The organism is Methylorubrum podarium (assembly GCF_040270385.1).
GTDB classification, from domain to species: domain Bacteria; phylum Pseudomonadota; class Alphaproteobacteria; order Rhizobiales; family Beijerinckiaceae; genus Methylobacterium; species Methylobacterium podarium.
Genome location: NZ_JBELQE010000091.1, coordinates 37,726 through 63,091, shown reverse-complemented (window position 1 = coordinate 63,091; position 25,366 = coordinate 37,726). Strand labels below are relative to the sequence as shown.

The 25,366-nt window shown below is 71.4% G+C and carries 25 protein-coding genes; 15 read left to right on the top strand and 10 right to left on the bottom strand.

The genetic code is table 11. The features are described 5' to 3' along the window. Positions 1-13: 13 nt before the first annotated feature. Positions 14-232 carry a hypothetical protein gene (locus ABS772_RS17935; RefSeq protein ID WP_350396152.1) on the bottom strand — a complete coding sequence of 73 codons (219 nt, stop codon included), beginning with the start codon at positions 230-232 and terminating at the stop codon, positions 14-16. Between the two features lie 327 nt (positions 233-559). Between ABS772_RS17935 and ABS772_RS17930 the strand changes: the two genes are divergently transcribed. After that, positions 560-817: a hypothetical protein gene (locus tag ABS772_RS17930; protein ID WP_350396151.1), complete on the top strand. Its 258-nt coding sequence runs from the start codon at positions 560-562 to the stop codon at positions 815-817. Between the two features lie 5 nt (positions 818-822). Here ABS772_RS17930 and ABS772_RS17925 read toward each other — a convergent pair whose 3' ends face one another. Beyond that, positions 823-1,437, bottom strand: coding sequence for a DNA-3-methyladenine glycosylase family protein (locus tag ABS772_RS17925; RefSeq protein ID WP_350396150.1), 615 nt, complete (start codon positions 1,435-1,437; stop codon positions 823-825). 239 nt (positions 1,438-1,676) lie between these two features. Here ABS772_RS17925 and ABS772_RS17920 point away from each other — a divergent pair, with 239 nt between their 5' ends. From ABS772_RS17920 to ABS772_RS17895, 6 genes are all read left to right on the top strand, one after another. Continuing rightward, a complete protein-coding gene (locus tag ABS772_RS17920; protein WP_238253917.1) occupies positions 1,677-1,970 on the top strand; it encodes a hypothetical protein in 294 nt (97 codons plus the stop codon). 1 nt (position 1,971) lies between these two features. Then, a complete protein-coding gene (locus tag ABS772_RS17915; RefSeq protein ID WP_350396148.1) occupies positions 1,972-2,367 on the top strand; it encodes a hypothetical protein in 396 nt (131 codons plus the stop codon). An 84-nt stretch (positions 2,368-2,451) separates the two neighbouring features. Next, a complete protein-coding gene (locus tag ABS772_RS17910) occupies positions 2,452-2,622 on the top strand; it encodes a hypothetical protein (RefSeq protein ID WP_238253913.1) in 171 nt (56 codons plus the stop codon). After that, positions 2,622-4,076 carry an APC family permease gene (locus ABS772_RS17905; protein ID WP_350396147.1) on the top strand — a complete coding sequence of 485 codons (1,455 nt, stop codon included), beginning with the start codon at positions 2,622-2,624 and terminating at the stop codon, positions 4,074-4,076. Before ABS772_RS17910 ends, ABS772_RS17905 begins: the two co-directional genes overlap by 1 nt. A 9-nt stretch (positions 4,077-4,085) precedes the next feature. Then, positions 4,086-4,760, top strand: coding sequence for a hypothetical protein (locus ABS772_RS17900; RefSeq protein ID WP_350396146.1), 675 nt, complete (start codon positions 4,086-4,088; stop codon positions 4,758-4,760). Further along, a complete protein-coding gene (locus ABS772_RS17895; RefSeq protein WP_350396145.1) occupies positions 4,744-5,013 on the top strand; it encodes a hypothetical protein in 270 nt (89 codons plus the stop codon). The genes ABS772_RS17900 and ABS772_RS17895 overlap by 17 nt, the downstream gene beginning before the upstream one ends. Positions 5,014-5,023: 10 nt before the next feature. Here the strand turns inward: ABS772_RS17895 and ABS772_RS17890 are convergent, their stop codons facing one another. The 7 genes from ABS772_RS17890 to ABS772_RS17860 form a co-directional block, all read right to left on the bottom strand. Then, positions 5,024-5,173, bottom strand: a complete 150-nt coding sequence (locus ABS772_RS17890; protein WP_350396144.1) for a hypothetical protein — start codon at positions 5,171-5,173, stop codon at positions 5,024-5,026. A 252-nt stretch (positions 5,174-5,425) separates the two neighbouring features. After that, a complete protein-coding gene (locus ABS772_RS17885; RefSeq protein WP_350396143.1) occupies positions 5,426-6,145 on the bottom strand; it encodes a cytochrome c biogenesis CcdA family protein in 720 nt (239 codons plus the stop codon). Positions 6,146-6,179: 34 nt separating this feature from the next. Next, the gene (locus ABS772_RS17880; RefSeq protein WP_350396142.1) at positions 6,180-7,946 is read right to left on the bottom strand and encodes a monovalent cation:proton antiporter-2 (CPA2) family protein; all 1,767 of its coding nucleotides are present in this window, start codon (positions 7,944-7,946) and stop codon (positions 6,180-6,182) included. 107 nt (positions 7,947-8,053) lie between these two features. Next, positions 8,054-8,992: a pirin family protein gene (locus tag ABS772_RS17875; RefSeq protein ID WP_238253893.1), complete on the bottom strand. Its 939-nt coding sequence runs from the start codon at positions 8,990-8,992 to the stop codon at positions 8,054-8,056. 402 nt (positions 8,993-9,394) lie between these two features. Continuing rightward, entirely contained in the window at positions 9,395-11,122 is a 1,728-nt protein-coding gene (locus ABS772_RS17870; RefSeq protein WP_350396141.1) for a response regulator, read from the bottom strand. Further along, positions 11,119-11,580, bottom strand: coding sequence for a response regulator (locus tag ABS772_RS17865; protein ID WP_238253891.1), 462 nt, complete (start codon positions 11,578-11,580; stop codon positions 11,119-11,121). The genes ABS772_RS17870 and ABS772_RS17865 overlap by 4 nt, the downstream gene beginning before the upstream one ends. Before the next feature lie 2 nt (positions 11,581-11,582). Then, on the bottom strand, positions 11,583-13,838 hold the full coding sequence (locus tag ABS772_RS17860; RefSeq protein WP_350396140.1) for an ATP-binding protein: 2,256 nt from the start codon (positions 13,836-13,838) through the stop codon (positions 11,583-11,585). Positions 13,839-14,204: 366 nt separating this feature from the next. Here ABS772_RS17860 and ABS772_RS17855 point away from each other — a divergent pair, with 366 nt between their 5' ends. The 8 genes from ABS772_RS17855 to ABS772_RS17820 all read left to right on the top strand — a co-directional run bounded on the left by ABS772_RS17855 (position 14,205) and on the right by ABS772_RS17820 (position 24,341). Next, complete coding sequence (locus ABS772_RS17855) at positions 14,205-14,501, top strand: hypothetical protein (protein ID WP_238253878.1); 297 nt, start codon at positions 14,205-14,207, stop codon at positions 14,499-14,501. Positions 14,502-14,522: 21 nt separating this feature from the next. Then, a complete protein-coding gene (locus ABS772_RS17850; RefSeq protein ID WP_350396139.1) occupies positions 14,523-15,536 on the top strand; it encodes a DUF6745 domain-containing protein in 1,014 nt (337 codons plus the stop codon). A gap of 53 nt (positions 15,537-15,589) precedes the next feature. Next, positions 15,590-16,516, top strand: coding sequence for an STM4015 family protein (locus ABS772_RS17845; RefSeq protein WP_350396138.1), 927 nt, complete (start codon positions 15,590-15,592; stop codon positions 16,514-16,516). Then, entirely contained in the window at positions 16,513-17,688 is a 1,176-nt protein-coding gene (locus ABS772_RS17840) for an STM4014 family protein (protein WP_350396137.1), read from the top strand. The genes ABS772_RS17845 and ABS772_RS17840 overlap by 4 nt, the downstream gene beginning before the upstream one ends. Next, positions 17,685-18,488, top strand: a complete 804-nt coding sequence (locus ABS772_RS17835; RefSeq protein ID WP_350396136.1) for an STM4013/SEN3800 family hydrolase — start codon at positions 17,685-17,687, stop codon at positions 18,486-18,488. The genes ABS772_RS17840 and ABS772_RS17835 overlap by 4 nt, the downstream gene beginning before the upstream one ends. After that, positions 18,485-19,852, top strand: a complete 1,368-nt coding sequence (locus ABS772_RS17830) for an STM4012 family radical SAM protein (RefSeq protein ID WP_350396135.1) — start codon at positions 18,485-18,487, stop codon at positions 19,850-19,852. The genes ABS772_RS17835 and ABS772_RS17830 overlap by 4 nt, the downstream gene beginning before the upstream one ends. A 5-nt stretch (positions 19,853-19,857) precedes the next feature. Then, positions 19,858-20,754 (top strand): STM4011 family radical SAM protein, encoded by an 897-nt coding sequence (locus ABS772_RS17825; protein ID WP_350396134.1) that lies wholly within the window; start codon positions 19,858-19,860, stop codon positions 20,752-20,754. Positions 20,755-21,287: 533 nt separating this feature from the next. Continuing rightward, positions 21,288-24,341 carry an ATP-binding protein gene (locus ABS772_RS17820; RefSeq protein WP_407943001.1) on the top strand — a complete coding sequence of 1,018 codons (3,054 nt, stop codon included), beginning with the start codon at positions 21,288-21,290 and terminating at the stop codon, positions 24,339-24,341. A 116-nt stretch (positions 24,342-24,457) separates the two neighbouring features. Here ABS772_RS17820 and ABS772_RS17815 read toward each other — a convergent pair whose 3' ends face one another. Further along, positions 24,458-25,345 (bottom strand): LysR family transcriptional regulator, encoded by an 888-nt coding sequence (locus tag ABS772_RS17815; protein WP_350396131.1) that lies wholly within the window; start codon positions 25,343-25,345, stop codon positions 24,458-24,460. Positions 25,346-25,366: the final 21 nt, after the last annotated feature.

Here is a 25,366-nt window from a genome sequence, read left to right as displayed (position 1 = left end):
TCGGTCTAAGGCGTCAACCCGGCACCTTCTTGTGGGTCACGGCGGTGGCGACTTCGTCCGGCCGAACCTCGTCGCCGGCCACGGCGCCCGAGAGGGCGGCCACGTGGAGGGCCAGCACGGGTACGAAGACGAGTGCCATCATCAGCGCCACGACGAGCACGACGCTGCTGTTGCGGCCGGACTTCGCCGCGCGGGAGCGGGCACGCCGGGAAATGGTGGTGGAGTCAGTCATGGCTCACCTCTTGTCGGACCAGCCGCCAAAGGCCGGTCGCGGGTGAGCCGGATCAGACGATCAGGCGCAGATCACGCGGTTGGCCGAAGGCGGCGTGGTCGATCGACTACTGTCGTCGGGCATGGGGTTCGGTAGTTCCTGTGGAGCCGCACATCGAGCGCACGGCGACGATGGGCAGACAACGCGCGCATGCCGGAAGGGTTCGATCCCGTCAAGTCCGAACGGCCCTGCGCGCTCTGATTCTTCGTCCCCGTCGCATCCCGACATCACCCTTCGACCGCCCCTCTGACCATCGAACGCGCGCGGCGCCGCCCGCGTTGTGAAGCCATGGCGAACGACACGATCACCTGGACGCAGGGCGGCCTCTCCGAGGTGCCTCTGCAGCGTTTCACCGGACGGATCGGTGCGATCGAGGTCGCCACCGTCGAGTACGACGGATCGAACCGCCTCTGGACATGGTGGAGCCCGCTCTCCGAGGACATCTGGGGCCACGCGACCGAGGCGGACGGGGCCAAGCAGGCGGTCGAGGTCTGGCTGCGCGAGTGGCTGGAGAACTTCCGGCCGTTCTTCGAGGCGGGCCGCTGACGGCCTCAGGCGGCGGCGGAGGCGGCGTCCCGGCTGCGCCACATGTAGCGGGCCAGGATCGAGCGATAGGGCGCGAATCGCGCGGCCGTCGCGACGGTGTCGTCGATCCCCGTGAGCCGGCGCAGGACGCCGACGGCCGCCACGTCGCCGGCGGGCCAGATGTCCGGGTCGAGGAAGTGGAAGATGCCGGCCATGTCGGCGGTCCAGGGGCCGACGCCGCGGATGCGGCACAGGGCGCCGGAGCGCTCGGCATGCGGGAGCGCGGCGAGTTCCAGGCCGAGCAGCCCGGCCTCCTCGGCCGCGCGGATGGCCTGCAGCGCGCGCACCTTGTTCGCCGAGACACCGCACGCGCGCAGCAGCGCCTCGAAGCCTGGAACGAAGAGATCGCGCGGCGCGACGCGCTGGGCGGCCGCGGCGGCCTCGACCCGGGTCCAGATCGTGAGGGCCGCCTTCGTCGAGAGCTGCTGGTTGACGACCTCGACGAACAGACGCTCGGCGAGGCTGCGATGGGACGGCGGCGCGATCTCGATCAGGCCGACCGACGCGATGGCGGCCCGCAGCGGCTCCGAGATCGTGGCGGCCGTGCCGAGCAGCCGGTCGTAGATGGCAACGTCGAGCATCCGTCCCCCGCTCATCGCGACGAAGTTGGAGGAACGTCCGGTTCCCTTCTCCAGTCCCGTCTTCGCTCGCGAACCCGGCGGTCAGCCCTGCCCGGTCGGGCGGCAATGTGCCCAGGCGATCGGCAATATGGTGCGGTGCGACGCAGAATATGGCTTGACGCACGTTCGAAACGGCAGGATATTTCTCGAAAGGAAGCCAGAATTCCTTGCAAGAATGATCCTCCGGGAGGAGATGTGCCATGCAGGATGCGCGCGTCGCAGCCATGTTCGGCCGAGATCGAGCGGCTGCCATCTTCGCCGTCGGGATGGTCTGGCTCGTCTACGCCTTCACCTTCTGGACCATGCGACAGGCCTGCGACGCGTGCGGCGTCACGTTCCTCGTCCTGGGTGTGGGCGCCTGCGTCGTGCTGCTCAACACGGCGGCGATCGCGGCCATGATCCGGCACTACCGCGAGGACCGGGACGCCATCTACGGGATGGACCTGTACTATCTCGATCGCCTGCGGGCGATGCGCCGGTCGGGGGAGGCCTGACATGGCCGGGCGCACGCCTTACGAGCCGCCGGTTCAGTCCGTCGTCGGACAGATCATCGACGCGGTGCTGATGCTGGTCCTGGTCTTCATCACCCTCTACCTTCCCCTCCTGCTCAAGCTCGCCGGCGGCGGCACCACCACGACCGCCGCGCCGAACCCGACCTGGGAATCCCTCGGTCAGAACCCGACCATGGCCGGGCAGTGGGAGAAGCTCGGCTTCACCCCTGAAAAGGCGGCCGGGATCATCGGCACGCGCTTCGACTACGCTTTCAACTGGGGCCTCGTGGCGCTCACCGCCGCGATCATCGTCGGCTACTTCATCTTCATGTTCCGCTACTCGGATCGCGAGTACCGCGAGGTCATCGCCGAGCGTTTCGACGGCACGCCGAAGGCCTGAGTTCGAGCGGTCCGCCGCTCGATCCGCCGTCCCCGCTGCCGAGGTCGTCTTCAGAACCTTCCTGCACCATCGGGGGACCACGTCATGGTGTTCGTCATGAATTGGGGCGCCTGGGCGGCCGCGGCCGCCCTCGCCCTCTGGATGGGGTTCGACCTCCTGCGTACCAACCGAACCTACGACGAGAGCTACCTCCTCTCGTCCGAGGAGGGCGAGATCGTCGATTCCGAGGTCGGCGAGACGGCGGCGAGGTCGTGATGACGAGCGTTCAACCGATCGCGGAGCGCGTCTCCGCTCAGCCGCCCGCCGGGGCACCCGCCGCCACGGCGCCGCCCCCGGACGCGAGCCGTAAGGTCGCGCTGCTGCGCGTGCTGGGGCCCGGCCATGTCTGGGCGCTCGGCGTCGGCATCGTCCTCGTCGGCGAGTTCATGGGCTGGAACTTCGCCGTCGGAAAGGGCGGCGCGGTGGCGGCGCTGGCGGCCTGCTGGCTCGCGGGCATTCTCTACACCTGCGTCGCGATGATCGACTCCGAGATCACCTCGACGGTGGCCGCGGCGGGCGGCCAGTACGCCCAGGCCAAGCACATCATCGGACCGCTCGCGGCCTTCAACGTCGGCCTCTACCTCGTCATGGCCTACACCATGCTGGAGGTGTCGAACGCCATCGTCGCGGGCGACCTGATCGAGGCGTTCGCTCAGAGCCTCGGGCTCGAAGGCGCGGTCGACAAGCGCGCCTTCATGGTGCTCACCGTCGTGGCGCTCGCCTTCCTCAACTATCGCGGCGTCCTCGCCACGCTGACGCTGAACCTCGTCATCACCTCCGCCGCCTTCGCGGCGATCGTGGTGCTGTTCGTCGCCACCCAGCCCTGGGCGCCCGGCGCGGTGCTGAAGCACGAGGCGCTGCTGGGCGCCCTCCCCTACGGCTCGCTCGGGATCCTGGCGGCGATGCATTTCGGGCTGTGGTTCTATCTCGGCATCGAGGGCACGACCCAGGCCGCCGAGGAGGTCCGCTCGCCCGCTCGCGCCCTGCCGCTCGGCACCATGACCGGCATGATGACCCTGCTGATCGCCGCCACGCTGACGTGGTACATCTGCTCGGGCCTGATGCCGTGGGAATATCTCGGCCAGGCGGTGACGCCGCTCTACGACGCTGCCCGCCTCACCGGCAGCCGCTGGCTGGAGCTGTTCCTGTTCCTCGGCACGCTGTTCGCCACGGTCGCCTCGGCCAACGGCTGCATCAACGACGCCTCGCGGGCGTGGTTCGCCATGGGCCGCGACCGCTACATGCCGGTCTGGTTCGGCGCCGTCCACCCGACCTATCGCACGCCCTACCGCGCCATCGTCTTCTTCGTACCGATCGCGATCCTGTTCGCCGTCTCGACGCCGCTCGACCAGACCATCACCTTCTCGATCCTGTCGGGGCTGCTCGGCTACACGCTGATGGCGCTGTCGATCGTGCTGTTCCGCCGCAAATGGCCGCTCGGCTCGATCCAGCGCGGCTACGTGCATCCGCTCCACCCGCTGCCGGCCGTGCTGCTGCTCGTCCTGTGCGTGGTCACCTATCTCGCGGTCTTCCTGGGCTACGGCACCCAGCTCCTGGCGATGATGGCCTTCTACATCACCGCCTCGGCCTGGTTCGTCCTGCACCGATACAAGTATGTCCGCCGCGGCGACCAGTTCACGATGCCTTGGCCGAAGCCGCGCGGCTACTGAGGCACGGCGATGCTCGTCGGCCTCATCGTCCTGATCCTCCTCGGCAGCGCCGTCGTCTGCGTGCACCAGCACCGGAGGGAGGCGGCGTGGCGGGGCCGGCTCCTCGACGAGTGCGCCGCGCAACTCGCGGCGCCGCGGCTCGGGCGCGACCGGGCCGGCTTCGCGACGCTGCGCGGTGGCCGCGGCGAGGCCGCAATCGATGTCCGCCTCGTGCCGGACACCCTGGTGCATCGGCGGCTGCCGCAGCTCTGGCTGCAGGTGACCCTGCGGACGCCGCTCCCGACCGATGCGATCCTCGACGTCCTGCGGCGACCGGCCGGCGCGGAGTTCTACGCGCCCGACCGGCTTCCGCTCCGCCTTCCCGTCCCCGCGACATGGCCGCCCGACACCCTCGTGCGCGGCACGGCGGGCGCGGACGCGCTCCTCGACCTCGCGCGACCCGCGCTGGACCGCATCCTCGCGGATCCGAGGGTGAAGGAGGTTCTCGCGACGCCGGATGGCCTGCGTCTGACGGTGCAGGCGAGCCAGGGCGCGCGGGGCGCCTACCTGCTCCTGCGCGGCAGCCGCTTCCCGCTCACGCGCGTCGCGCCGGAGTTGCTCGACGGCATCCTGCGCGACGGCCTCGACCTCGCCCGAACCCTGTCGGAACCGTCCTCGGAGACACGGCATGCGCGCGCTGCCTGACCCGACCCGAGTCCTGCTCGTCGCGGCGCTCCTGCCCGGCATGGGCCATGTCTGGACCGGCCGCGCGGCGCGGGGGCTCGGCTTCGCGCTGTTCGCCCTTCTCGGCGGCTGGCTCACCGCCCGGTTTGCCGCGCCCGATGCAAGCCTCGTCGGACGCCATGCGGGCGGCTTCTTCGTCTGGGCGCTGTCCATCCCCGACGCCTACCGGGGCGCCCGTCTGGACCGGGCGTGGGCCGACCGGGATTCGCGCTGAGCCCGGCGCGTCAGGCGCCGACGATGGCCCTGATCTGGCCAATCACCGCGGCGACGCTGCCGTATCTCTCCGCGAAATTCGGATCGAAATAGGCGGCCCGGGCGGCAACGATGACGACCACGAGCGCCCAGAACAGGCCGACGCCCGTGCGAAGCGCCATCCGCGAGGCGACGGGCTCTTCGCGTAGGGGCGGGGCGATCGGCTCACCGAATGAGTCGAAGTCGGCGGGACGCATGGTGCTACGCGCAGTTCGAGGAGCTTCACAAAAGATCGGCAGAGCATAGCGCGACAGCAATGGCCGAGTTTTCCAAATCGGCGCCCGCGCGGAGACGGTTCTGCCCTCCACGGCCCGTAAAGAAGAAGTTTGATGTTTCGGCGCGGTCGTACCGGGCGGCAGGTGCCCTGCCCCTGCTCAGTAGCGGGTCGTCAGGGCCGTGAGCCAATCGGGCGACGTGTTCACCAGGGCGGTCTCCAGCGCCCGGTCATAGCCCGACAGGATCACTCCGCTCGTCACGACAAGGACCACGCCCAACGCCACCTTGAGCCCCCGGCCGAGGCCGAGCATCCGCTCGCGCCACCGCATCAGGATCTCGCGCGACAGCGTGCCGAGGGCGACGAGCGGCAGGGCGGCCCCGAGGCCGAACAGCAGCATGGTGAACGCGACGCTGGCGAGGTCGCGCCCCTGAGCCGCCAGGAGGGAGGCCGCGCCGAGGGTCGGGCCGACGCAGGGGCTCCAGACGGCGCCGAGTAGGAGGCCGACGGCGAACTGCCCGGTCAGCCCCGCGGTCGAGACGCCGCCGAAGCGCTGCTCCGCCCAGTCGCTCACGGGGCCGGCCGCGACCGCAAGTCGGTTCTGCGCCGCCGGCACGATCAGGACGAGGCCGAGCACCAGCAACACCAGAGCGGCAACCTTGCGGAACACGTCGCCGTCGAGGCCGATGGCGAAGCCGATCGTCGCCACGAACAGGCCGATCGCGACGAAGGAGAGCGCGAGTCCCGCGGCGAGCGCCACCGGCCCGAGCCGATGTTCCGTGGCGGCCGCGCCGAGCACCAGCGGCAGCAGGGGCAGGACGCAGGGGGACAGCACGGAGAGGAGGCCGGCGAGGAGGGCGAGGCCGGACTGGATGGCCATAGGCGCTTCGAGACCCCTCCCCTCGCGCGGGCGCTCAGCCGTGCCCGTGCGCCGGCTGGGCCGCGTTGCCCCGGATCAGCTCGCGCCCCGCGTAGATGCCGCCGACGACCTGGAGGTCGAGACGCTCCGCGTCGAGGCGGCGAACCTCGTCCATGATCTCGCCGGCCGCGTCCGGGTCCGCCCCGATCGTCACGAGCGCCCGCTCACCGAAGGCGAAGGCCGATTCGAGCGTCTCGCGCAACTGGTAGGCGACCCCGGCCTCGATCAACTCCACGGCATGCTCGCGGTCGCGGGCGCGGGCCAGGACCGGGACCAGCGGGAACTCCGCCTTCGCCAGCTCCGCGATGCGGTTGGCCATCGCGCGGTCATCGACGCAGATCAGGATCGCCCGCGCCGTGGCGGCGCCGGCCGCACGCAGGATGTCGAGCCGCGCGCCGTCGCCGTAATAGACCTTGAAGCCGAACCCTTCCGCGAGCCGGATGTTCTCGGGGTTGGTGTCGATGATCGAGACCGAGCAGCCGCGCGAGATCAGCGGCTGGCTGACGATCTGCCCGAAGCGGCCGAACCCGATGATCAGGGCGCTGCCGACGAGATCCTCCGGCGCTACCATGCCGTCGGTGGAGGCGGCGGCCTTCGGCCCGAAGCGGTCGAAGACGATGACGGTGAGCGGCGTGATCGCCATCGACAGAATGACGGTGGCCGTCAGGATCGCGTTGGTGGTGCCGTCGATGATGCCGGCGCTCGCGGCGGCGGCGTAGAGGACGAAGGCGAACTCGCCGCCCTGCGCCATCAGCGCCGTGCGCTCCAGCGCCTCGGCATGGGCGGAGCGCAGCGCCCGGGCAATCCCGTAGATGACGAGGCTCTTCACCACCATGTAGGCGGCCACGCTCATGAGGATCAGCGCCCAGTTCGCGGCGATCACCGCGAGATCGAGGGACATCCCGACGCCGAGGAAGAACAGGCCGAGCAGGATGCCGCGGAACGGCTCGATGTCGGCTTCCAGCTGGTGACGGAAGCTCGATTCGGAGAGGAGGACGCCGGCCAGGAAGGCGCCCATCGCCATCGAGAGGCCGCCGAGCTGCATCGCCAGCGCCGAGCCGAGCACGACGAGGAGCGCCGCTGCGGTCATGACCTCCCGCGCCTTCGCGGCGGCGAGCAGGCGGAACAGCGGGTTGAGCAGCCAGCGGCCCGCCGCGATGAGGGCGGCCACGGAGGCCAGGGCGATCGCGATGGCCGCGGCGCGCTCCATCCCGCTCGTCTCGGCGCCGCCCGGCGCCAGCAGCGCGACGGCGGCCAGCAGCGGCACGATGGCGAGATCCTCGAGGAGCAGGATCGCGACGATCCGCTGACCCTTCGGGGTCGAGAGCGCGCCGCGCTCTTCGAGGAGCTGCATGACGATGGCGGTCGAGGTGAGCACGAAGCCGGTGCCGGCGACGAAGGCGACGACGACCGGGAACCCCATGGCGACGCCGACGAGCGTCAGGGCGGCGATGCAGGCGCCGACCTGCGCGAGGCCGAGCCCGAAGATCTCGCGGCGCATGCCCCAGAGCCGCGACGGCTCCATCTCCAATCCGATGATGAAGAGGAACATCACGACGCCGAGTTCGGCGACGTGGAGGATCGCGTGGGCGTCGGTGAACAGGCCGAGGCCGAACGGCCCGATGGCGAGCCCCGCCACGAGATAGCCGAGGACCGAGCCGAGCCCGAGCCGCTTGAACAGCGGGACCGCGACGACGCCGGCGGCGAGGAGGGCGACGACTTGGACGAGCTCGCTCGCGGCCCCGGATGCTTCGATAGCCATGGCGTGGTCGGACCTCTCGACGGGTGACGGGGCGCCGTCGATGGGGCGCCGGATGACGGGTGCGGCGGGCGGTTGCGCGGGTCTCTACCGGACCCGCGCGTCCTCGCTCAAGGGTAGCGGACGGGCTGGGGCTCTTCCGGCAGCGGGATGAATTCCGCGTCGTTGGGCACCGTGTCGAAGCGGCCCTGACGCCAATCCTCCTTGGCCTGCGCGATCCGTTCGGGCCGCGACGACACGAAGTTCCACCACAGGTGCCGCGGACCGTCCATCGGCTCGCCGCCGAGGACCATGAACCGCGCCGCCTCCGTTGCGCGGACGCTGATCCGGTCGCCCGGCCGGAACACGAGGAGCTGGCCGGGTCCGAAGCCGTCGCCGGCGATCTCGATCGCCCCCGCGACGGTGTAGATCGCGCGCTCGTCGTAGGTCGGATCGAGCGGCAGGACGGCGCCCGCCTCCAACATCACGTCGGCATAGACCATCGGGCTCGAGGTGCGCACCGGCGAGCGCGCCCCGAAGGCTTCACCGGCGATCAGGCGGACGGTCTTGCCCTCGCCTGTCAGAACCGGCAGCGCCGCGGCCTCGTAATGCTCGAAGGCCGGGGCGTTCTCCTCGTCCCGGGCCGACAGGGCGACCCAGCTCTGGATCCCGAACAGCCGCGAGCCGGTCTGCCGGAGGGTCGGGGCGGTGCGCTCCGAATGCGTGATGCCCCGTCCGGCCGTCATCCAGTTCAATTCGCCCGGCCGGATCGGCAGCTCCGTGCCGAGGCTGTCGCGGTGCATGATCTCGCCGTCGAACAGGTAGGTCACGGTCGAGAGGCCGATATGCGGGTGCGGGCGCACATCCATGCCCTGGCCGAGCAGGAACTCGGACGGTCCCATCTGGTCGAAGAAGATGAACGGGCCGACCATCCGGCACTCGGTGGAGGGAAGTGCGCGCCGGACCGCGAAGGAGCCGAGATCGCGCGAGCGCGGTACGATCAGGGTCTGGATCGCGTCGCAACTGAAATGGTCGCCGGGGACCGGGTCATCCGCACTGTGCCAGCTCATCGCTTTCCTCCCCATCGTGTCTGGGACCGGCGGCGCTCCAAGCGGGACGCGCATCGGCCGTGGCGTTCGACGATGCACCGAAGTTTGCGTCGTCGCGAACACAATGGGGCAAATGCATTGGTAAGAATATGGAAACGATTGAAACGCATCGTTTCCGAAGATGCGCTGCTGTTCGCAACTACGGCGTCGCCTGTCCCCTCCCCCTTATGGGGGGCGGGGTGGGGTGGTGCAGACGGCACCGCTGCGCTTGGTCCGGCACCACCCCCACCTCCTACCTCCTCCCCGCAAGGGGGGAGGAGAGGAGCGACGGCGACCGAAGCGATCAGCCGGAAGCCGTATGACTGGGCCGGCTTCGACACGCCCCGGCCCGTCTGATCCAAGCACGATTTCTGACGACGCCGCTCAGGCGCTCTTGTCGCGATCCGAGACGAGGCGCAGGTGCGGCATCGGTCTCGCCGCCAGGATCGCGGCCACCTTGCGTTCGAGTTCGCCGTCCTGGAACGGCTTCTGCACGATGGCGTCGGCCCCCACGGCGCCGGCCCGGGCCAGCGCGTCCCGGTCGGCGTAGCCCGTGACGAACAGGACCGGCACCTCCGGCCAGCGCTTGCGGATCTCGGTGGCGGCCTCGGCCCCGTTCATGCCCGGCATCGCGAAGTCGATGACGACGAGATCGACGCACGGGTCCGCTTCGAGGGCCACCAGCGCCTGCAGGCCGGAGGCCGCCTCGCGCACGTGGTAGCCCGCCTCGCCGAGCCGGGTCGCGGTCACCTCGCGCACCCCGCCGTCGTCGTCGACAACGAGGAGCATCCGCTTCGCGTCCGGCGGGTGGGTGCGCGCGCAATCGGTCTCGGATGAAGCGGCCGGCGAGGCGGCGCCTTCGCCCTCGGCGCGCGGAAGATACACCTTGAAGGAGGTGCCCTCTCCGGGGACGGTGTCGACCCGGATCCCGCCGCCGGACTGCTTGACGAAGCCGAAGACCTGCGCGAGCCCGAGGCCGGAGCCCTTGCCCACCGCCTTGGTCGTGAAGAACGGCTCGAACACCCGCGCCAGCACCTCCGGCGCCATGCCGGTTCCGGTGTCGCTCACCGCGATCATCACGTAGGGCCCGGGACCCGGCTGCTCCGGCCGGGTCGGCGCCTCGGTGACGGTGACGTTGGCTGTCTCGACGGTCAGCCGGCCCCCGACCGCCATCGCGTCCCGGGCGTTGATGGCGAGGTTGAGGATCACGAGCTCGATCTGGGTGGCGTCGACGAGCGCCGGCCACAGGTCGGCCTGGAGGGCGGTCTCGATCCGCACCGCTCCGCCGATCGAGCTCTGCAGTAGGTCGCGCATCGAGGCGACCGTCCGGTTCAAGTCCACCGGCTTCGGCTCCAGCCGCTGGCGGCGCGAGAAGGCGAGCAGTTGCGCGGTCAGGCTGGCGCCGCGCGCCGCCGCGCCCCGCATCATGTCGAGGCGCCGCTTCGCGCGCTCGCTCGACACGTCCCGTTCCAGGAACTCGATGTTGCCGGCGATCACGGTCAACAGGTTGTTGAAGTCGTGGGCGACGCCGCTGGTCAACTGCCCGACGGCCTCCAGGCGCTGCATCAGGCGCAACGCCTCCTCGGCGCGCTCGCGCTCGGCGATCTGCTGCTGGAGCGCGGCATTGGCCTCGGCGAGTTCGCGGGTGCGCTCGTCGACGCGGGCTTCGAGCGAGTGGTTCAACGCCTGCAGGGCCGCCTCGGCCGCGCGCTTCTCGGCCCGGGTCCGGGCCTCGGCCAGGGCGCGCACCACGATATGCGGCAGGCGGTCGATCCGCTGCTTGGTGACGTAGTCGGTGGCGCCGCCCTTCAGCGCCTCGACCGCGATGTCCTCGCCGAGCGTGCCCGAGCAGAACACGAACGGAATGTCGGGGCACTGCGCCTGCGCCATGCGGAACGCGCTGACGCCGTCGAAGGTCGGCAGCACGTAGTCGGCGAGGATGAGGTCGTGCCGGTCCGGCCGCGCCTCGGCGGCGAAGGCGTCGTGGGTGAAGACGCGCTCGATCCGCACGGGATGCCCGAGGCGTTCGAGCTCGGCCTCGATGAGTTCGGCATCGAGGTCGCTGTCCTCCAGGTGGAGGATGCGAAGCGGGCCGGTCTGGCGTCCGATCACGCGTTGGATGGCCAACCTCCCCTGTGCGGCGGCGGCTCGTTGAGGAGCGCCCAGAACACGCCGATCTCGCGGATCGCGGCGAAGAACTCGTCGAAGGCAACGGGCTTCACCACGAAGGCGTTCACGCCGAGATTGTAGGAGCGGACGACGTCCGTCTCCTCACGCGACGAGGTCAGCATCACCACCGGGATGCCGCGGGTCTGGGGGTCGCCCTTCACCTTGGCGAGCACCTCGAGGCCATCGACCTTGGGCAGCTTCAGGTCGAGCAGCACCACGGCCGGGTCCTGGTGGCTTCGCCGTTCGTGGGCGCCCCGCCGGTAGATGAAGTCGAGCGCCTCGGCCCCGTCGCGGCAGATGACGATCTCGTTGGCGAGCTGGCTCGATTCGAGCGCGGCGAGCGTCAGCTCGATGTCGTTCGGGTTGTCCTCGACGAGGAGGATCGGCTTCAGGGCCGCCATTCTCAGTTCGCCTCCTCGCGGACCGGCAGGGTGAAGTAGAAGGTCGCGCCCGCGCCGAGCCGGCTCTCCGCCCAGGTCCGGCCGCCGTGGCGCTCGACGATGCGGCGCACGTTGGCGAGGCCGATGCCGGTGCCCTCGAACTCCTCGACCCGGTGGAGGCGCTGGAACACGCCGAACAGCTTGTCGACGTAGGCCATGTCGAAGCCGACGCCGTTGTCGCGCACGAAGAACACCGCCTCGCCGTCGCGCGGCGGCAGCCGGCCGACCTCGATGACCGCCTCCGCCTCGTTGCGGCTGTACTTCACCGCGTTCGACAGCAGGTTCTCGAGAACGAGCCGCAGCATGGCCGGATCGGCGTAGGCGCGCCCGAGCGGCCCGACCTTCCACTGCACGGTCCGGTCCGGCGCGACGTCGCGGATCACCCGACGGCGGACCTCCTCGACGAGGCTGTTCAGGTCGCCGGAGACCTTGTTCAGGGCGTGCCGCCCCATCTGCGAGAAGGTGAGCAGGTTGTCGACGAGGGTGCCCGCCGAGAGGGCGGCCTCGATGATGGTCTCGACGTAGTGCCGCCCCTTCTCCGTCAGGTTCGGACTCTCGCGGTTCTTCAACAGGTTCGCGTAGCCGACGATGTGCCGGAAGGGCGCGCGCAGGTCGTGGCTGACCGAGTAGGAGAAGGCTTCGAGCTCCTTGTTCGAGCGCTGCAGCTCCTCGCTCATGGCGGCCAGTTCCTCGGCCCGGCGCAGCACGATCCCGAGCACCGAGGCGCGCAGATCCTTGGCCGCCTCAATCTCGGGCAGGGACCAGGGCAGCGAGCGCCCCTTCAGCGTCTCCTTCCAGATCTCGAAGGATTTGCGCGGATGCAGGCGGTCGGGGCCGCCCTCCGGGTCGGGCCGGACCGCCTTCACCGGGTTGCCGCCCCACTTCACGGTCCGCACCACTTCCGGCCGGAACCACAGGATGTAGCTCGCGTAGCGCTTCGAGACCGAGATCGCGAGGAGCCCGCTCGCCCGGTCGGCGATGCCCTGGGCGCGCGGAAACGCTTCCGCCAGCGCCTCGGTGACGTAGACGTCGTCGGCCTCGCCGCGGGCCGACAGCCACTCGTAGAGGGCGCGCACCTCGCGCTCGGGCGGCGCCGAGCCGAGGATCCGGCAATGGTCGGCGGTGACCACGGCGGCGCCCGAGGCGTTCACCAGGGCGAGCACGTCGTCGGGATGGTTGAGCAGCCCGTCGATGAAGCTGTCCTCCTCGGCCATGAAGCCGAGGAGGCGCGCCTGAACCGCGCCGAGGGCGAGGCGCTGCTCGGCCTGCTCGCCGCGAACCTTGGCGGAGAGCTGGAGGGCGAAGACCTGGGTGAGGAAGTCGCAGGCGTTGCGGGCCTGCAGCGGCACGCGCTTCGGCGCGGCGTTGTGGCAGGAGACGAGGCCCCAGAGCGCTCCGTCCACGAGGATGGAGACCGACATGGACGCCAACGTGCCCATGTTGCGCATGTACTCGACATGGACCGGCGAGACCGAGCGCAGCACCGACTGACTGAGATCGAGCGGCGTACCGGCCGGCGTCGCGGCCGGCCGGATCGGCACCGGCGCGTAGCCGGCATCGGGGATGATGCGCAGGCGATTGCGCCGGTAGAGCTCGCGCGCCTGGGCCGGGATGTCGGAGGCGGGAAAGCGCAGGTCGAGATAGGAGGGCAGCGCGCCGTTGCCGTCCTCGGCGAGCACGGTGCCGTGCCAGTCCCGGTCGAACCGGTAGACCAGCGCCCGGTCGAAACCGGTGATGTGGCGGATATCCGCGGCGAGGAGCTGGCAGAGATCCTCGACGCTCCGGGCGGTGTGGAGCCTCTGCACGAACGCGCGCAGGCGCGGGTTCAGCGCATCGAGGCCGGCCTCCCCGGAGGCGTCGTCGGTCTCCTCCAGTTCGAGCACCAGGAGCTCGCCGACCCGGTGGGCGGCGACCTCGTAGGCCTGCCGCGTGGCGCCGGGGCCCAGCGTGAGGGTCTTCAGGTACTGGGCGCCGTCGGCCTCGCCGCCGCCGTCGAGGAAGCGGCGTGCGAGGGACGCCAGTTCGGGAAAAGCCCCCTCCAAGGCGGCGCCGGCCGGCGCGGCGACGGGCGCGTTGGCGCTCGCCTGGGCGACCACGAGAGTCCGCGCGTCCAGGGCCAGGAGGAAGCCGTGCGGCTGCACGCTCCCCACGATGTGGATCGGTTCGCGATCGCAGGCCGTGAGATCGACGGGCTGGGCGGCGTCGCTCGCTCGGTTCAAATCGGGTTTCCCTGAGCGGCGGCCTTCCGGGCTCGACCTCCCTCGTAGCAGGCCGGTCCCGCCGCTCAAAGACGACCGCGGGTCACGATAATATGTTGCCCCCTCCCCTTGCGCGGGAGGCGACCGGCACGGGCCGGCAGCTCTCAGGTCTCAACGTGGACCGCGCTCGGACAGGCCCGCCGACCACCGCACGCCGGTTGACCGACAGTCGATCGCCGGGCTAGCCTTCCACCGTCAGAGTATTGCCATGGTGCATCTCTGTCGACGCACGGCCCCTGTCGGGCACGCACCACGATCATAGCCGGATAAAGAGCAGGGACAGCTCCGTCGTACGGCGAATGAATTCGAGAACGGGTGGAGACGGGCATGTGGCGTCAGGGAGACATCTTCATCCGCGCGATTCCGGCCGTCCCGCCGGAGGCCGCCGATCGGCCGCTGCCGCATACCGTGCTCGCCCACGGCGAGTTGACCGGCCATAGCCACCGCGTCGTCGATCCCGCCGCCCTGTTCGCCGGAGACGGCTGCTTCTACCTCGATGTCCACGCCGACGGGGCGCGCGTCGTCCACGACGAGCACGGCACGATCACCCTCGACCGCGGCGTCTACCGGGTCTGGCGGCAGCGCGAATACACCCCGCAGCGCATCGTCACCGTGCAGGACTGAGCTTCAGAGGGCCGGCCGCCGATGACGTCAGCACCCGCGAAACGCGCGCCGGAGCGGCGCGTCCTGCGCCCGAACGAAGCCCTCGCCGCCGATGCGGCCGGGCAGGTACTCGACCAGCTCGACATGCCGCGCAACGAGGCCGTCCGCGCCTTGCCGGACGGTCTTGTCTGCCACCGGATCCTGGCACCCGCGAGCCGCCTGGAGGCCCTCGGCCGCAACATCCGCTGCCGCGAGCTCGTGCTCGACGGCTCGGCCATCGCGCGCATCGATGACGGCAACGCCATCACCTATCGGCTCTCCGCTCGCGGCTGCCACAGGCTGAAGACCCTGCCGGCGGGCCTGCGCGCCGGCATCGTCGACCTGCGCGACTGCCTCGCCCTGGAGACCCTGCCGCCCGGCCTCTCGCCGGCCTTCCTCGATCTCGAGGGCTGCACGGCCCTGGAGCGGCTCCCCGACGACCTCGCCCTGCGCGGCGGGCGGCTCAACATCCGCGACTGCGCCCTAATCGACGCCCTGCCGCCGCGCGGTTCCGTTGCCCAGCTCGACATCGCCGGATGCGGCCGGATCGATCACGTGCCGGAGGGGTTCCGCGTCACCTCCTGGATCGATGTGGCCGGCTCCGGCCTCACGGAGCCGCCGCCCCACCTGCCCGGCATCGGCCTGCGCTGGCGCGGCGTGCCGGTGGATGCGCGCATTGCCTTCCGGCCGCACGAACTCGGGATCGCCGAGATCCTGCAGGAGCGCAACGCCGAGCGGCGGCGGATCATGCTCGAGCGCTTCGGCTTCGAGACCTTCATGGAGGCGGCCGAGGCCGAGGAACTCGACCACGACCGCGATCCCGGCGGCGAGCGCCGGCTCCTGCGGGTCGAACTCGACGGCGACGAGCCCCTCGTCTGCGTCTCGGTCGGCTGCCCCTCGACCGGGCGGCGCTATTTCCTGCGCGTGCCGCCCACGATGCGGACCTGCCACCAGGCCGTGGCCTGGACCGCCGGCTTCGACGACCCGGCCGACTACGCCCCGCTGATCGAGACCTGAACCCGCCGCCATCAGCCGCCGCAACGGCCCACCCGAACCAGGAGCCGGACACCGTGCCCTACGAGAACCTGACGACCTTCTTCGGCAAGCCGGTCGAGGATTTCCAGCCCGGGATGGAGACGTGGGATTTCGCCGGCGCCGTGCCGCGCTTCCGCATCGAGTACGATTCCGAGGACAACGTCCCGGCGATGCTGGGCAACTACGCGGCCCTTCCCGGCGCCGAGGCGACCGACGCCCTCGTCATCGGCTACTGGCAGGGGGACGATTCCTCCGACAGCTCGCAGGTGGTCGTCGAGGCGCTGGTGACCTATGCCGAGCGCTTCCCCAACCTGCGCGCGCTCTTCCTCGGCGACATCGTCTCGGAGGAGAACGAGATCTCCTGGATCAACCAGAGCGACCTCTCGGCCCTCTGGCCGGCCTTCCCGCATCTGGAGCACATGCAGGTGCGCGGCGCCACCGACCTCGCGCTCGGCCGGTTCGAGGCGCCGCGGCTGACGACGCTCATCATTGAATCGGGCGGCCTGCCGCGCCGGGTGGTGCAGGAGGCGCTGGCCGCCGGGGCACCGGAGCTGCGCCATCTCGAGCTGTGGCTCGGCACCGACGAGTATGGCGGCGACAGCACGCCGAAGGACTTCGCCGACCTGTTCGCCGGCCGGCTCTTTCCCAAGCTCAACACCCTGGCCCTGCGCGACTGCGCCTACGCCGACGACCTCGCCGCGGCACTCGCCGAGGCGTCGGTGCTGGAGCGCATCTCGACGCTCGACCTCTCGCTCGGCAACCTGACGGATGAGGGCGCCGAAGCGCTCCTCGCCTCCCCGGCCGTCGCGAAGCTGTCCCGGCTCGACCTGCACCATCACTTCCTCACCGAGGCGACGATGACGCGGCTCGCCGCGCTCGGGCCGGCGGTCGATCTGTCCGAGCAGCAGGAGCCGGACGAGTATGCCGGCGAGATCTACCGCAACATCGCCGTCTCGGAATGATGCGCGCCGCCGGGCCGGCCGGCGCCTCGCGCGACCCGGACGGGATCGGTCCGTGCGTCATCCTCGGGGTCGCGGGCGACGAGCGAACGGAGGGGTTTAGCGCTGCCCTGGTCCGGGCCGGACACCCGCCCGCACGGGTGCTCGACTATGCCGACTTCGTCGCGGCGCCGGACCGGCTCGCCGCCCTGTTCCCGGAGGGACAGGGGCTGCTGCGCATCGACTCCCCCGGCAACGCGCCGCGCATCCGCCGGGCGCTGCTGCGCCTCGGCGGGGCGGACGATGTTGAAGATGAGGCCGATGGGGCGACGCGGCTGCGCCCTGACCACGCTTTCCAGCGCGGGCTTGCCGCCGCGGTCCGGCTCGCCCGCCGATCCGTCCCGCCGGGGGTCGCCGTCACCCACGAGGCGGAGGCGGTCGCCCTGTTCTACGACAAGCGGGCCTGCCACGCCGCGATGTCCGCCCAGGGCCTGCCGGTGCCTCAGGCGCTGCCGCCGGCCGCCTCGTTCGAGGCGCTGCGGGACGCGATGCGCGCGGCCGGGATGACCCGCGTCTTCGTCAAGCCGCGCTTCGGCTCCGGCGCCGCCGGCATCGCCGCGCTCGCGCTTGCCCGCGACGGCATCATCGCGGAGTCCTCGGCCGAGCACGTGCCCGGCGCGCGCCGCGGCGTGCTGCACCATTCCCACCGGATGCGGCGCTATCGCGGGCCCGAGGCCGTGGCGCTCGTCGATGCCATCCTCGCGCAGGACGCGCATGTCGAGCAGTGGGTGCCGAAGGCGGCGCTCGACGGCGGGCCCTGCGACCTGCGCCTGCTCGTGGTCGGCGGTGAACCCGCCCACGCGGTGCTGCGCACGGCCCGCGGCCCGATCACCAACCTCGATCTCGGCGGGCGCCGGTCCGATGCCGAAGCGCTTCGAGCGCTGGCGCCGCCCGCCGCGTGGGACGCCATGCTGGCGGATTGCCGACGCTTCGCCGCTCTGTTCCCGCGGACCTTCCACCTCGCCTTCGACGTGGCGCTGACGGTAGGCCTGCGCCGCCACGTCTTCTTCGAGGCCAACGCCTTCGGCGACCTGATCCGCCGCGTCCGCCACCAGGGGCTCGACCCTTACGCGTGGCAGGTCGCGCGCCTGCCGGGCTGGATCGCCGCGCGCCGAACCGTGGATCTCGCCGCATGATCCGCGCCGCCGAATTGGTCGGCTCGCACGACATCCTGCTCGTGACGCTCGATTCCCTGCGCTACGACGTGGCCGCGACCGCCCTGGCGGCGGGCCGGACGCCGAACCTCGCGCGTCTGCTGCCGGCGGGCCGATGGGAGCGCCGCCACGCGCCGGGCAGCTTCACCTACGCCGCGCATCAGGCGATCTTCGCCGGCTTCCTGCCGACGCCCGCCGAACCGGGGCCGCATCACCGCCATTTCGCGCTGCGCTTCGAGGGCAGCCGCACGACGGGGCCGGACACCGCCCTGTTTGATGCGCCCGACATCGTTTCGGGGCTCGCCGCGCGCGGCTACCACACGCTGTGCATCGGCGGCGTCGGCTTCTTCAACAAGCGGACCCCGCTCGGCCGCGTCCTGCCCGGCCTGTTCGCCGAGAGCCACTGGCACGGCCGCTTCGGCGTGCAGGCGCGGGATTCGACCGAGGCGCAGGTCGGCTTCGCGGTCGAGCGGATCGCGGCGCTGCCGCCCGAGCGAAAGCTGTTCCTATTCCTGAACGTCTCGGCGACCCACCACCCGACCCGCGCCTACCTGCCGGGCGCGAGCCGGGAGAGCGCCGAGACGCAGGGCGCCGCGCTCGCCTACGCCGACGGCGCCCTGCCGCCGCTCTTCGCGGCGCTGAGCCGGCGCGGGCCGGCCTTCTGCATCCTGTGCGCGGACCACGGCACCGCCTTCGGCGAGGACGGCTATCGCGGCCACCGCCTGGCGCATCCCACCGTCTGGGACGTGCCCTACGCCGAGTTCATCCAGGAGGCGGCATGACGAGCGGCATGACGGGCGGCTTGCGGAGCGGCCTGGGCACGGCGGCGGCGCTTCTCGCGGGGCCGGTCTACGGCGGATACCAGTACGCCTATCCGCACAAGACCGCCTACCGGCCGCTGCCGCATCCCGTGCCCCTGCGCGAGGCCTGGGCGGAGGAGCCGAAGGACGGCCTGTTCCTCTACGTGCACGTGCCGTTCTGCGCGATGCGCTGCGGCTTCTGCAACCTGTTCACCCTGACCCGCGGAGAGGGCAGCGTCGCGCCCTATCTCGACGCCCTCCGGCTCCAGGCCGAGACCGTGGCCGACAGTCTCGGCCGGTTCCGGGTCGCCCGCATGGCGCTGGGCGGCGGCACCCCGACCTTTCTGGGGGCCGCCGATCTCGACCGGCTGCTCGCGGACCTGCGCGACACGTTCGGAGCCACGCCGCTCGCGGTGCCGGCCTCGGTCGAGACCGCGCCCGGTACCACCACGCCCGAGCGGCTCGCGGTCCTGCGGGAGCACGGGGTCGAGCGCGTCAGCATCGGCGTGGAATCGTTTCGCGACGACGAGGCGCGGGCCATGGGCCGGCCGCAGGCGCGCCGCAGCGTCGAGGCGGCGCTGGGCGCCATCCGCGACGCGCGCTTCCCCGTCCTCAACATCGACCTGATCTACGGCGGTGCCGGGCAGACGCCCGCCAGCTTCCTCGAATCCGTCGAGGCGGCGCTTGCCTGGGAGCCGGAAGAGATCTTCCTCTACCCGCTCTACGTCCGGCCGCTGACCGGGCTCGGCCGGCGCGACCGTCCGGCGGAGGACGATCGCGCCTGGGACGCCCGCCGCCTCGCGATCTACCGCGCGGCCCGCGACCGCTTGCGCGCGGCGGGCTACGCCCAGGTTTCGATGCGGATGTTCCGCCGCGGCCCCGAGGCCGCCTGGGGGCCCGCCTACGACTGCGCCCGCGACGGCATGGTGGGCCTCGGCGCCGGGGCGCGCTCCTACACCGCCGCCCTGCACTACGCGACCGCCTACGCGGTGGGGCAGACGGGCGTCGCCGCGATCGTCGCCGACTACGTTGCCCGCGACGCGCAGCGGCACGGGCACGCGGATTACGGCGCTCGCCTCGACGCCGAGGATCGCCGCCGCCGCTTCGTCCTGATGCACCTGCTCCAGGCTTCCGGCCTGCCGCTGCGGGCCTACGCGGCGCGCTTCGGCACGCCGCTCCTCGACGATCTGCCGGACCTCGCTGACTTGGTCGAGGCAGGACTCGCTAGCCTCGACGCGGACCACCTCGCCCTGACCGAGGTGGGCCTGGAGCGTTCCGACGCGATCGGCCCCTGGCTCCAGACGGCGGGCGTGCGCGAGCGGATGCGCACCTACGCGCTGCGCTGACGGTGGTGCCCGCCCCCCTCGACATCCTCTACCGGGGGCCGCTCGCGAGCTGCAATTACGCCTGCCCCTACTGTCCCTTCGCCAAGCGCCGGGACAGCCGCGAGACCCTGCGGCGCGACGCGGCGCAGCTCGCCCGCTTCGTGGACTGGGCCGAGGGCCAGACACGGCGCAGTCTGGGCATCCTGTTCACGCCCTGGGGCGAGGCGCTGATCCGGCCGGCCTACCGGGCGGCGATGACGCGGCTCAGCCGGATGCCGCATGTCCGCCGCGTCGCCGCGCAGACCAACCTGTCCTGGCCGACCGCGTGGCTCGACGCGTGCGACCCCGGCCGCGTCGCCTTCTGGTGCACCTTCCATCCCGGCGAGACGCCGCTCGAACGCTTTCTCGACCGCTGCGCCGAACTCGACGCCCGCGGCATCAGCTACAGCGTCGGGATCGTGGGCAAGCGGGAGCATCTTCCGGCGCTCGCCGCCCTCCGCCGCGCCCTGCCGCCCGCGATCTACCTCTGGGTGAACGCCTACCGGGACGAGGGGCCGAACTATTACCGGCCGGACGACCTCGCCGCCCTGCGCGCCGTCGATCCGCTGTTCGACATCAACCGCACCGGGATCCGCAGCCGCGGCCGGGCCTGCGCCACGGGGGAGAGCGTGGTCAGCGTCGACGGCGACGGCGAGGTCCGCCGCTGCCACGTCGTGCCGGCCCGGATCGGCAATCTCTACGACCCGGATTTCGAGGCCGCCCTCACGCCGCGGCCCTGCCCGCTCGCCCAGTGCCGCTGCCATATCGGCTACGCCCACATGCCGCATCTCGGTTTCCGCGAGATGTTCGGCGCGGGGCTTCTGGAGCGGGCGCTGCCGCCGGCCCGCCACGATGCGATGCCCATCGTCGAGCGCGTTCGGTAGGCGCGCTTCCCTGACGGTTTCAAGGCTGATGGGTTCGATCCAGACCCCACCACCGCCACCCCGGGGCAAGCGTCACTCCCCATACGAAGGGCTCCCGGTTCCTGTGTCGCCCCGTGGGGGGCGACGTGTTGGCTGTTGCGACGGAAAAGGACGGCAGCCATGGTCGATCCATGAACCTCTCGGATACCGCGGCCCAGACTCTGTTCGCCGGCGCAGGTGAGATCCGGGCCCTGGCGCGGGCGCTCGACTGGTCGCGCACGCCGCTCGGGCCTGTCGCGGGCTGGCCGCAGAGCCTGCGCTCGACCGTGCGCACGCTCCTGTCGTCGCAGTACCCGATGATCCTGACCTGGGGACCGGCCTTCACCCAGATCTACAACGATGCCTACGCCAAGCTGATCGGCGCCGGCCATCCGGAGGCGCTCGGCAGCGATATCCGCATCACGCTGGCGGCGGGCTGGGACACGCTCGGGCCGATGATCGCCCGCGTCATGCGGACCGGCGAGGCGAACTGGACCCCGGCCCTGCCATTGCTGATGGAGCGGGCCGGCTACCGCGAGGAGGCTTACTTCAGCGTCTCCCACGCGCCGGCCGAGGATGACGACGGCCACATCGTCGGCATGCTGGCCGTCTGCAGCGAGGTCACCGCGCAAGTGGTCGGCGAGCGTCGGCTGGGTTTGCTGCGCGACCTCGCGGCCAAGGCCGGAGAGACCCGAAGCGTCGACGCGACCTGCGCCGACATCGCGGGCGCGCTCTCGGAGGACCGGCTCGACGTGCCCTTCGCGCTCCTTTTCCTGCGCGAGCCGGACGGCGGCCTGCACCTATCGGCGGCGACCGGCCTCGGCGTGGACCACCCAGCCGCGCTGCCGGGCGCCGCGTGCTGGCCGCTCGACCGCGCCCTCGCGGGAGAGACCGTCACCGTGAACGGGCTGGCGGACAGCCTCGCCCTGCCGGCCGGTTTCTGGGCGGATCCGGCCGACGGCGCCCTGGTTCTCCCGCTCGCCGGCGAGGCCGGCTCGGCGGCGCTCGGGGTCCTCGTCCTCGGCGCGAGTCCGAGCCGCGCGCTCGACGAGGGCTACCGCGACTTCCTTCATCTCGTGACGGGGCAGGTCTCAACGGCCCTGCGCAACGCCCGCGCCTACGAGGCGGAGCGGCGCCGGGCCGAGGCCCTGGCCGAACTCGACCGCGCCAAGACGCAGTTCTTCTCCAACGTCAGCCACGAGTTCCGCACGCCGCTGACCTTGATGCTCGGACCGCTGGAAGAGGTGCTGGCCTCCGATCGGCTCGACCAGCGCGTCCGGGACGAACTCGACGTGGCGTACCGCAACGCGCTGCGCCTGCTGCGTCTCGTCAACGCGCTCCTCGACTTCTCCCGGGTCGAGGCCGGTCGCGCGCAGGCCACCTTCACGCAGGTCGATATCGCGGCCCTGACGGAAGACCTCGCCAGCACGTTCCGCTCGGCCATCGAGCGGGGCGGCCTGACCCTGCGGGTCGAGTGTCTCCCGCTGCCCGAGCCGGTCTTCGTGGACCGGGACATGTGGGAGAAGGTCGTCCTCAACCTCCTGTCGAACGCCTTCAAGTTCACCTTCCGGGGCAGCATCGTCGTCCGGCTGGAACCGGTTTCGGGCGCGGTGCGCCTGACCGTGGCCGATACCGGCGTCGGCATCCCCGCCGAGACCCTGCCGCGCGTCTTCGAGCGCTTCCTGCGCGTCGAGAGCGGCCGCAGCCGCTCGCACGAGGGGTCGGGCATCGGCCTCGCGCTCGTGCGCGAACTGGTCGGCATGCATGGCGGCACCGTCGCGGTCGCCAGCGAGGTCGATCGGGGCACCCGCTTCACCGTGACCGTCCCGACCGGGTCCGCGCATCTGCCGCCGGACCGGATCTCCGACCGGATCGCGGATGCGGACGGGCCGCCGGAGCGCGGCGGCCTCGCTCGGGCCTATACGGAGGAGGCGCTGCGCTGGCTCCCGGACGGAGACACCGCGACCAACGTCGTCCCGCTGCGCAATGCGTCCGGCGCCCGGCCGGGTGAGGGGAAGCGCGCGCGCATCGTGCTCGCGGACGACAACGCCGACATGCGTGCCTACGTCGAGCGTCTCCTCGGCCTCGACCACACCGTCGTCGCCGTCGCCGACGGCGCGGCGGCCCTGGTCGCGTTGCGCGAGGAGCGGACGGACCTCCTGCTGACCGACGTGATGATGCCGGTGCTGGACGGCATCGCACTGACCCGCGCCGTGCGGGCCGACCCGTCCCTGCGCACCGTCCCAGTCATCATGCTCTCCGCCCGGGCGGGTGCGGAAGCGGGCGTGGAGGGGCTCGACGCCGGCGCGGACGATTACCTCGTGAAGCCCTTCGCGGCCCGCGAGCTGCAGGCGCGGGTCCGGGCGAATCTGGAGCTCGCGCGGCTGCGGCGGGAGGCCGAGGAGCAGGCGGCCCAGGCCCGGAAGATGGAGGCCGTCGGCCAGCTCACGAGCGGAGTGGCCCACGATTTCAACAACCTGCTGGCCGCGGTGATGGGCTCCGTCGAGCTCGCCGAACGGCGCGTCAGCGACGAGCGCGTGCTTCGCCTCTTGAACAACGCCCATCAGGCGGCGAAACGCGGCGCGAAGCTCACCGAGCAGCTGCTCGCCTTCTCGCGGCGGCAGCGGCTGGAGGCGCGCGCGACCGATCTGAACGGCGTGCTGTCCGGAATGGCCGACCTCCTGCACCGGACGCTCGGCGGTACGATCGCCGTCTCGACCCGCCTCGCGGCGGACCTCTGGCCGGCGATCGCCGATCCGAACCGGATCGAACTCGCGGTGCTGAACCTTGCGGTAAATGCGCGCGACGCCATGCCGGATGGCGGCGAACTCCGCATCGAGACGGCGAACGTCACGGCGGCCGAGCCGCGGCCGGCGACGCTGCCGGCGGGTGACTTCGTCCGCCTCCGCGTGACGGATACCGGCGACGGCATGCCGCCGGAGGTGCTGGCGCGTCTGTTCGAGCCCTTCTTTACGACCAAGCCCCAGGGCCGGGGTACGGGGCTCGGCCTCGCCCAGGTCTACGGCACTGCCACCCAGCTCGGAGGCGGGGTGGCGGTGGACAGCCGCGTCGGTGAAGGCACGCAGGTCACGCTCTACCTGCCGCGGGCCAATGCCAGCGCGGCGCAGGCGGATGCGCCCGCAGCGACGCCGTCCGAAACGTCGGGCGGCCTGCGCATCCTGCTCGTGGACGACGACGGTCAGGTGCGATCGACCGCCGCGGCCATGCTGGAGGAGATGGGGCACGCGGTGACCGCCCTGGATTCCGGCGCGGCAGCCTTGCGCGTCCTCGCCGAAGGCGACGGCGTCGACCTCCTCGTCGCCGACTTTGCCATGCCCGGGATGACCGGAGGCGAACTCGCCACGCGGGCCGTCGCGGCGCGGCCAGATCTGCGCGTGTTGCTGATGACCGGCTACGCGGAAGCCGCAGCCTTGCCCGACGCCGTACCGGTGCTGCGCAAGCCGTTCGCGCTCACGGAACTGGCCCAGGCCGTGCGCAATGTCGCCGCGGGCAACGACTTTCCGGTGCTCCAGATCTCGCGGGCCGGACAACCGCCGGCCGGCGCCTGACCGTACGGTTTCCGGTCAGGACATGGCCTAGCTCCTCCCCCTGCGGGGAGAAGACAGGCCGTGGCCGAAGCGATCGATCTACATCGCCGCGTCGCGAGACTCGAAGCGAGGCTCGCCTACACTCGCATGGCCGCGACGAAGGCGCGGAAGGCCGCGGTGGGCTGCCGACGGCTCGGATAGTAGAGGTGGTTCGGCGGCAGAACCGGTGCCCAACCGGCGAGAACCTCGACGAGTGCGCCGCTTTCCAGATGACGATCCACATGCGGCCTCGGCAGACAGGCGACGCCGAGGGCGGCGAGCGCGGCGTCGCGCATCACGTCGACATCGTTGCTGACGAAGGCGCCGGGCACCGCACGCTCGAACCGACGCCCATCGCGCTCGAACTCCCAGACATGGATCGTGCCGGAGCTGGTGTAGCGGTAGCACAGGCAGCGGTGTCGGCCGAGGTCGTCGGGAGCCTGCGGGGCCTCACAGGCTTCGAGATAGGCGGGCGCGACCACGAAGGCGAGCGGCACGGGATCGCTGATCCGCACCGAGATCATGTCGCGCTGCAACTCACCCTCGTGCCGCACCCCGCAATCGAAGCGTTCGGCCACGATGTCCACGAGGCCGTCATCGACCACGAGTTCCAGCGCGACATCGGGATAGGCGTCCGCGAATCCGGCCAAGCGCGGCAGGACGACGTGCAGGGCCGCCGAACGATGCGCGTTCACCCGGATGCGGCCGGCCGGGCGCGCACGGTTCAGGTCCAGGGCGCCGAGCGCTTCCTCGACGGAGGCCAGGGCCGGGCGAAGGCTCAGGAGGAGGTCCGCCCCCGCCTGCGTCGGGGCGAGCGAGCGCGTCGTCCGATCGAGAAGTCGGATGCCGAGCCGGGCTTCGAGTACCCGCATGGCGTGGCTGAGGGCGGAGGCGGAGAGACCGAGGCGGACCGCCGCCCGAGCGAAGCTGCCGGCCTCGACGATGGCCGCGAAGACGGCGAGCCCCGACCAGAGGTCGCGATCCATTCCTGAAAATCCTTCAGCAAC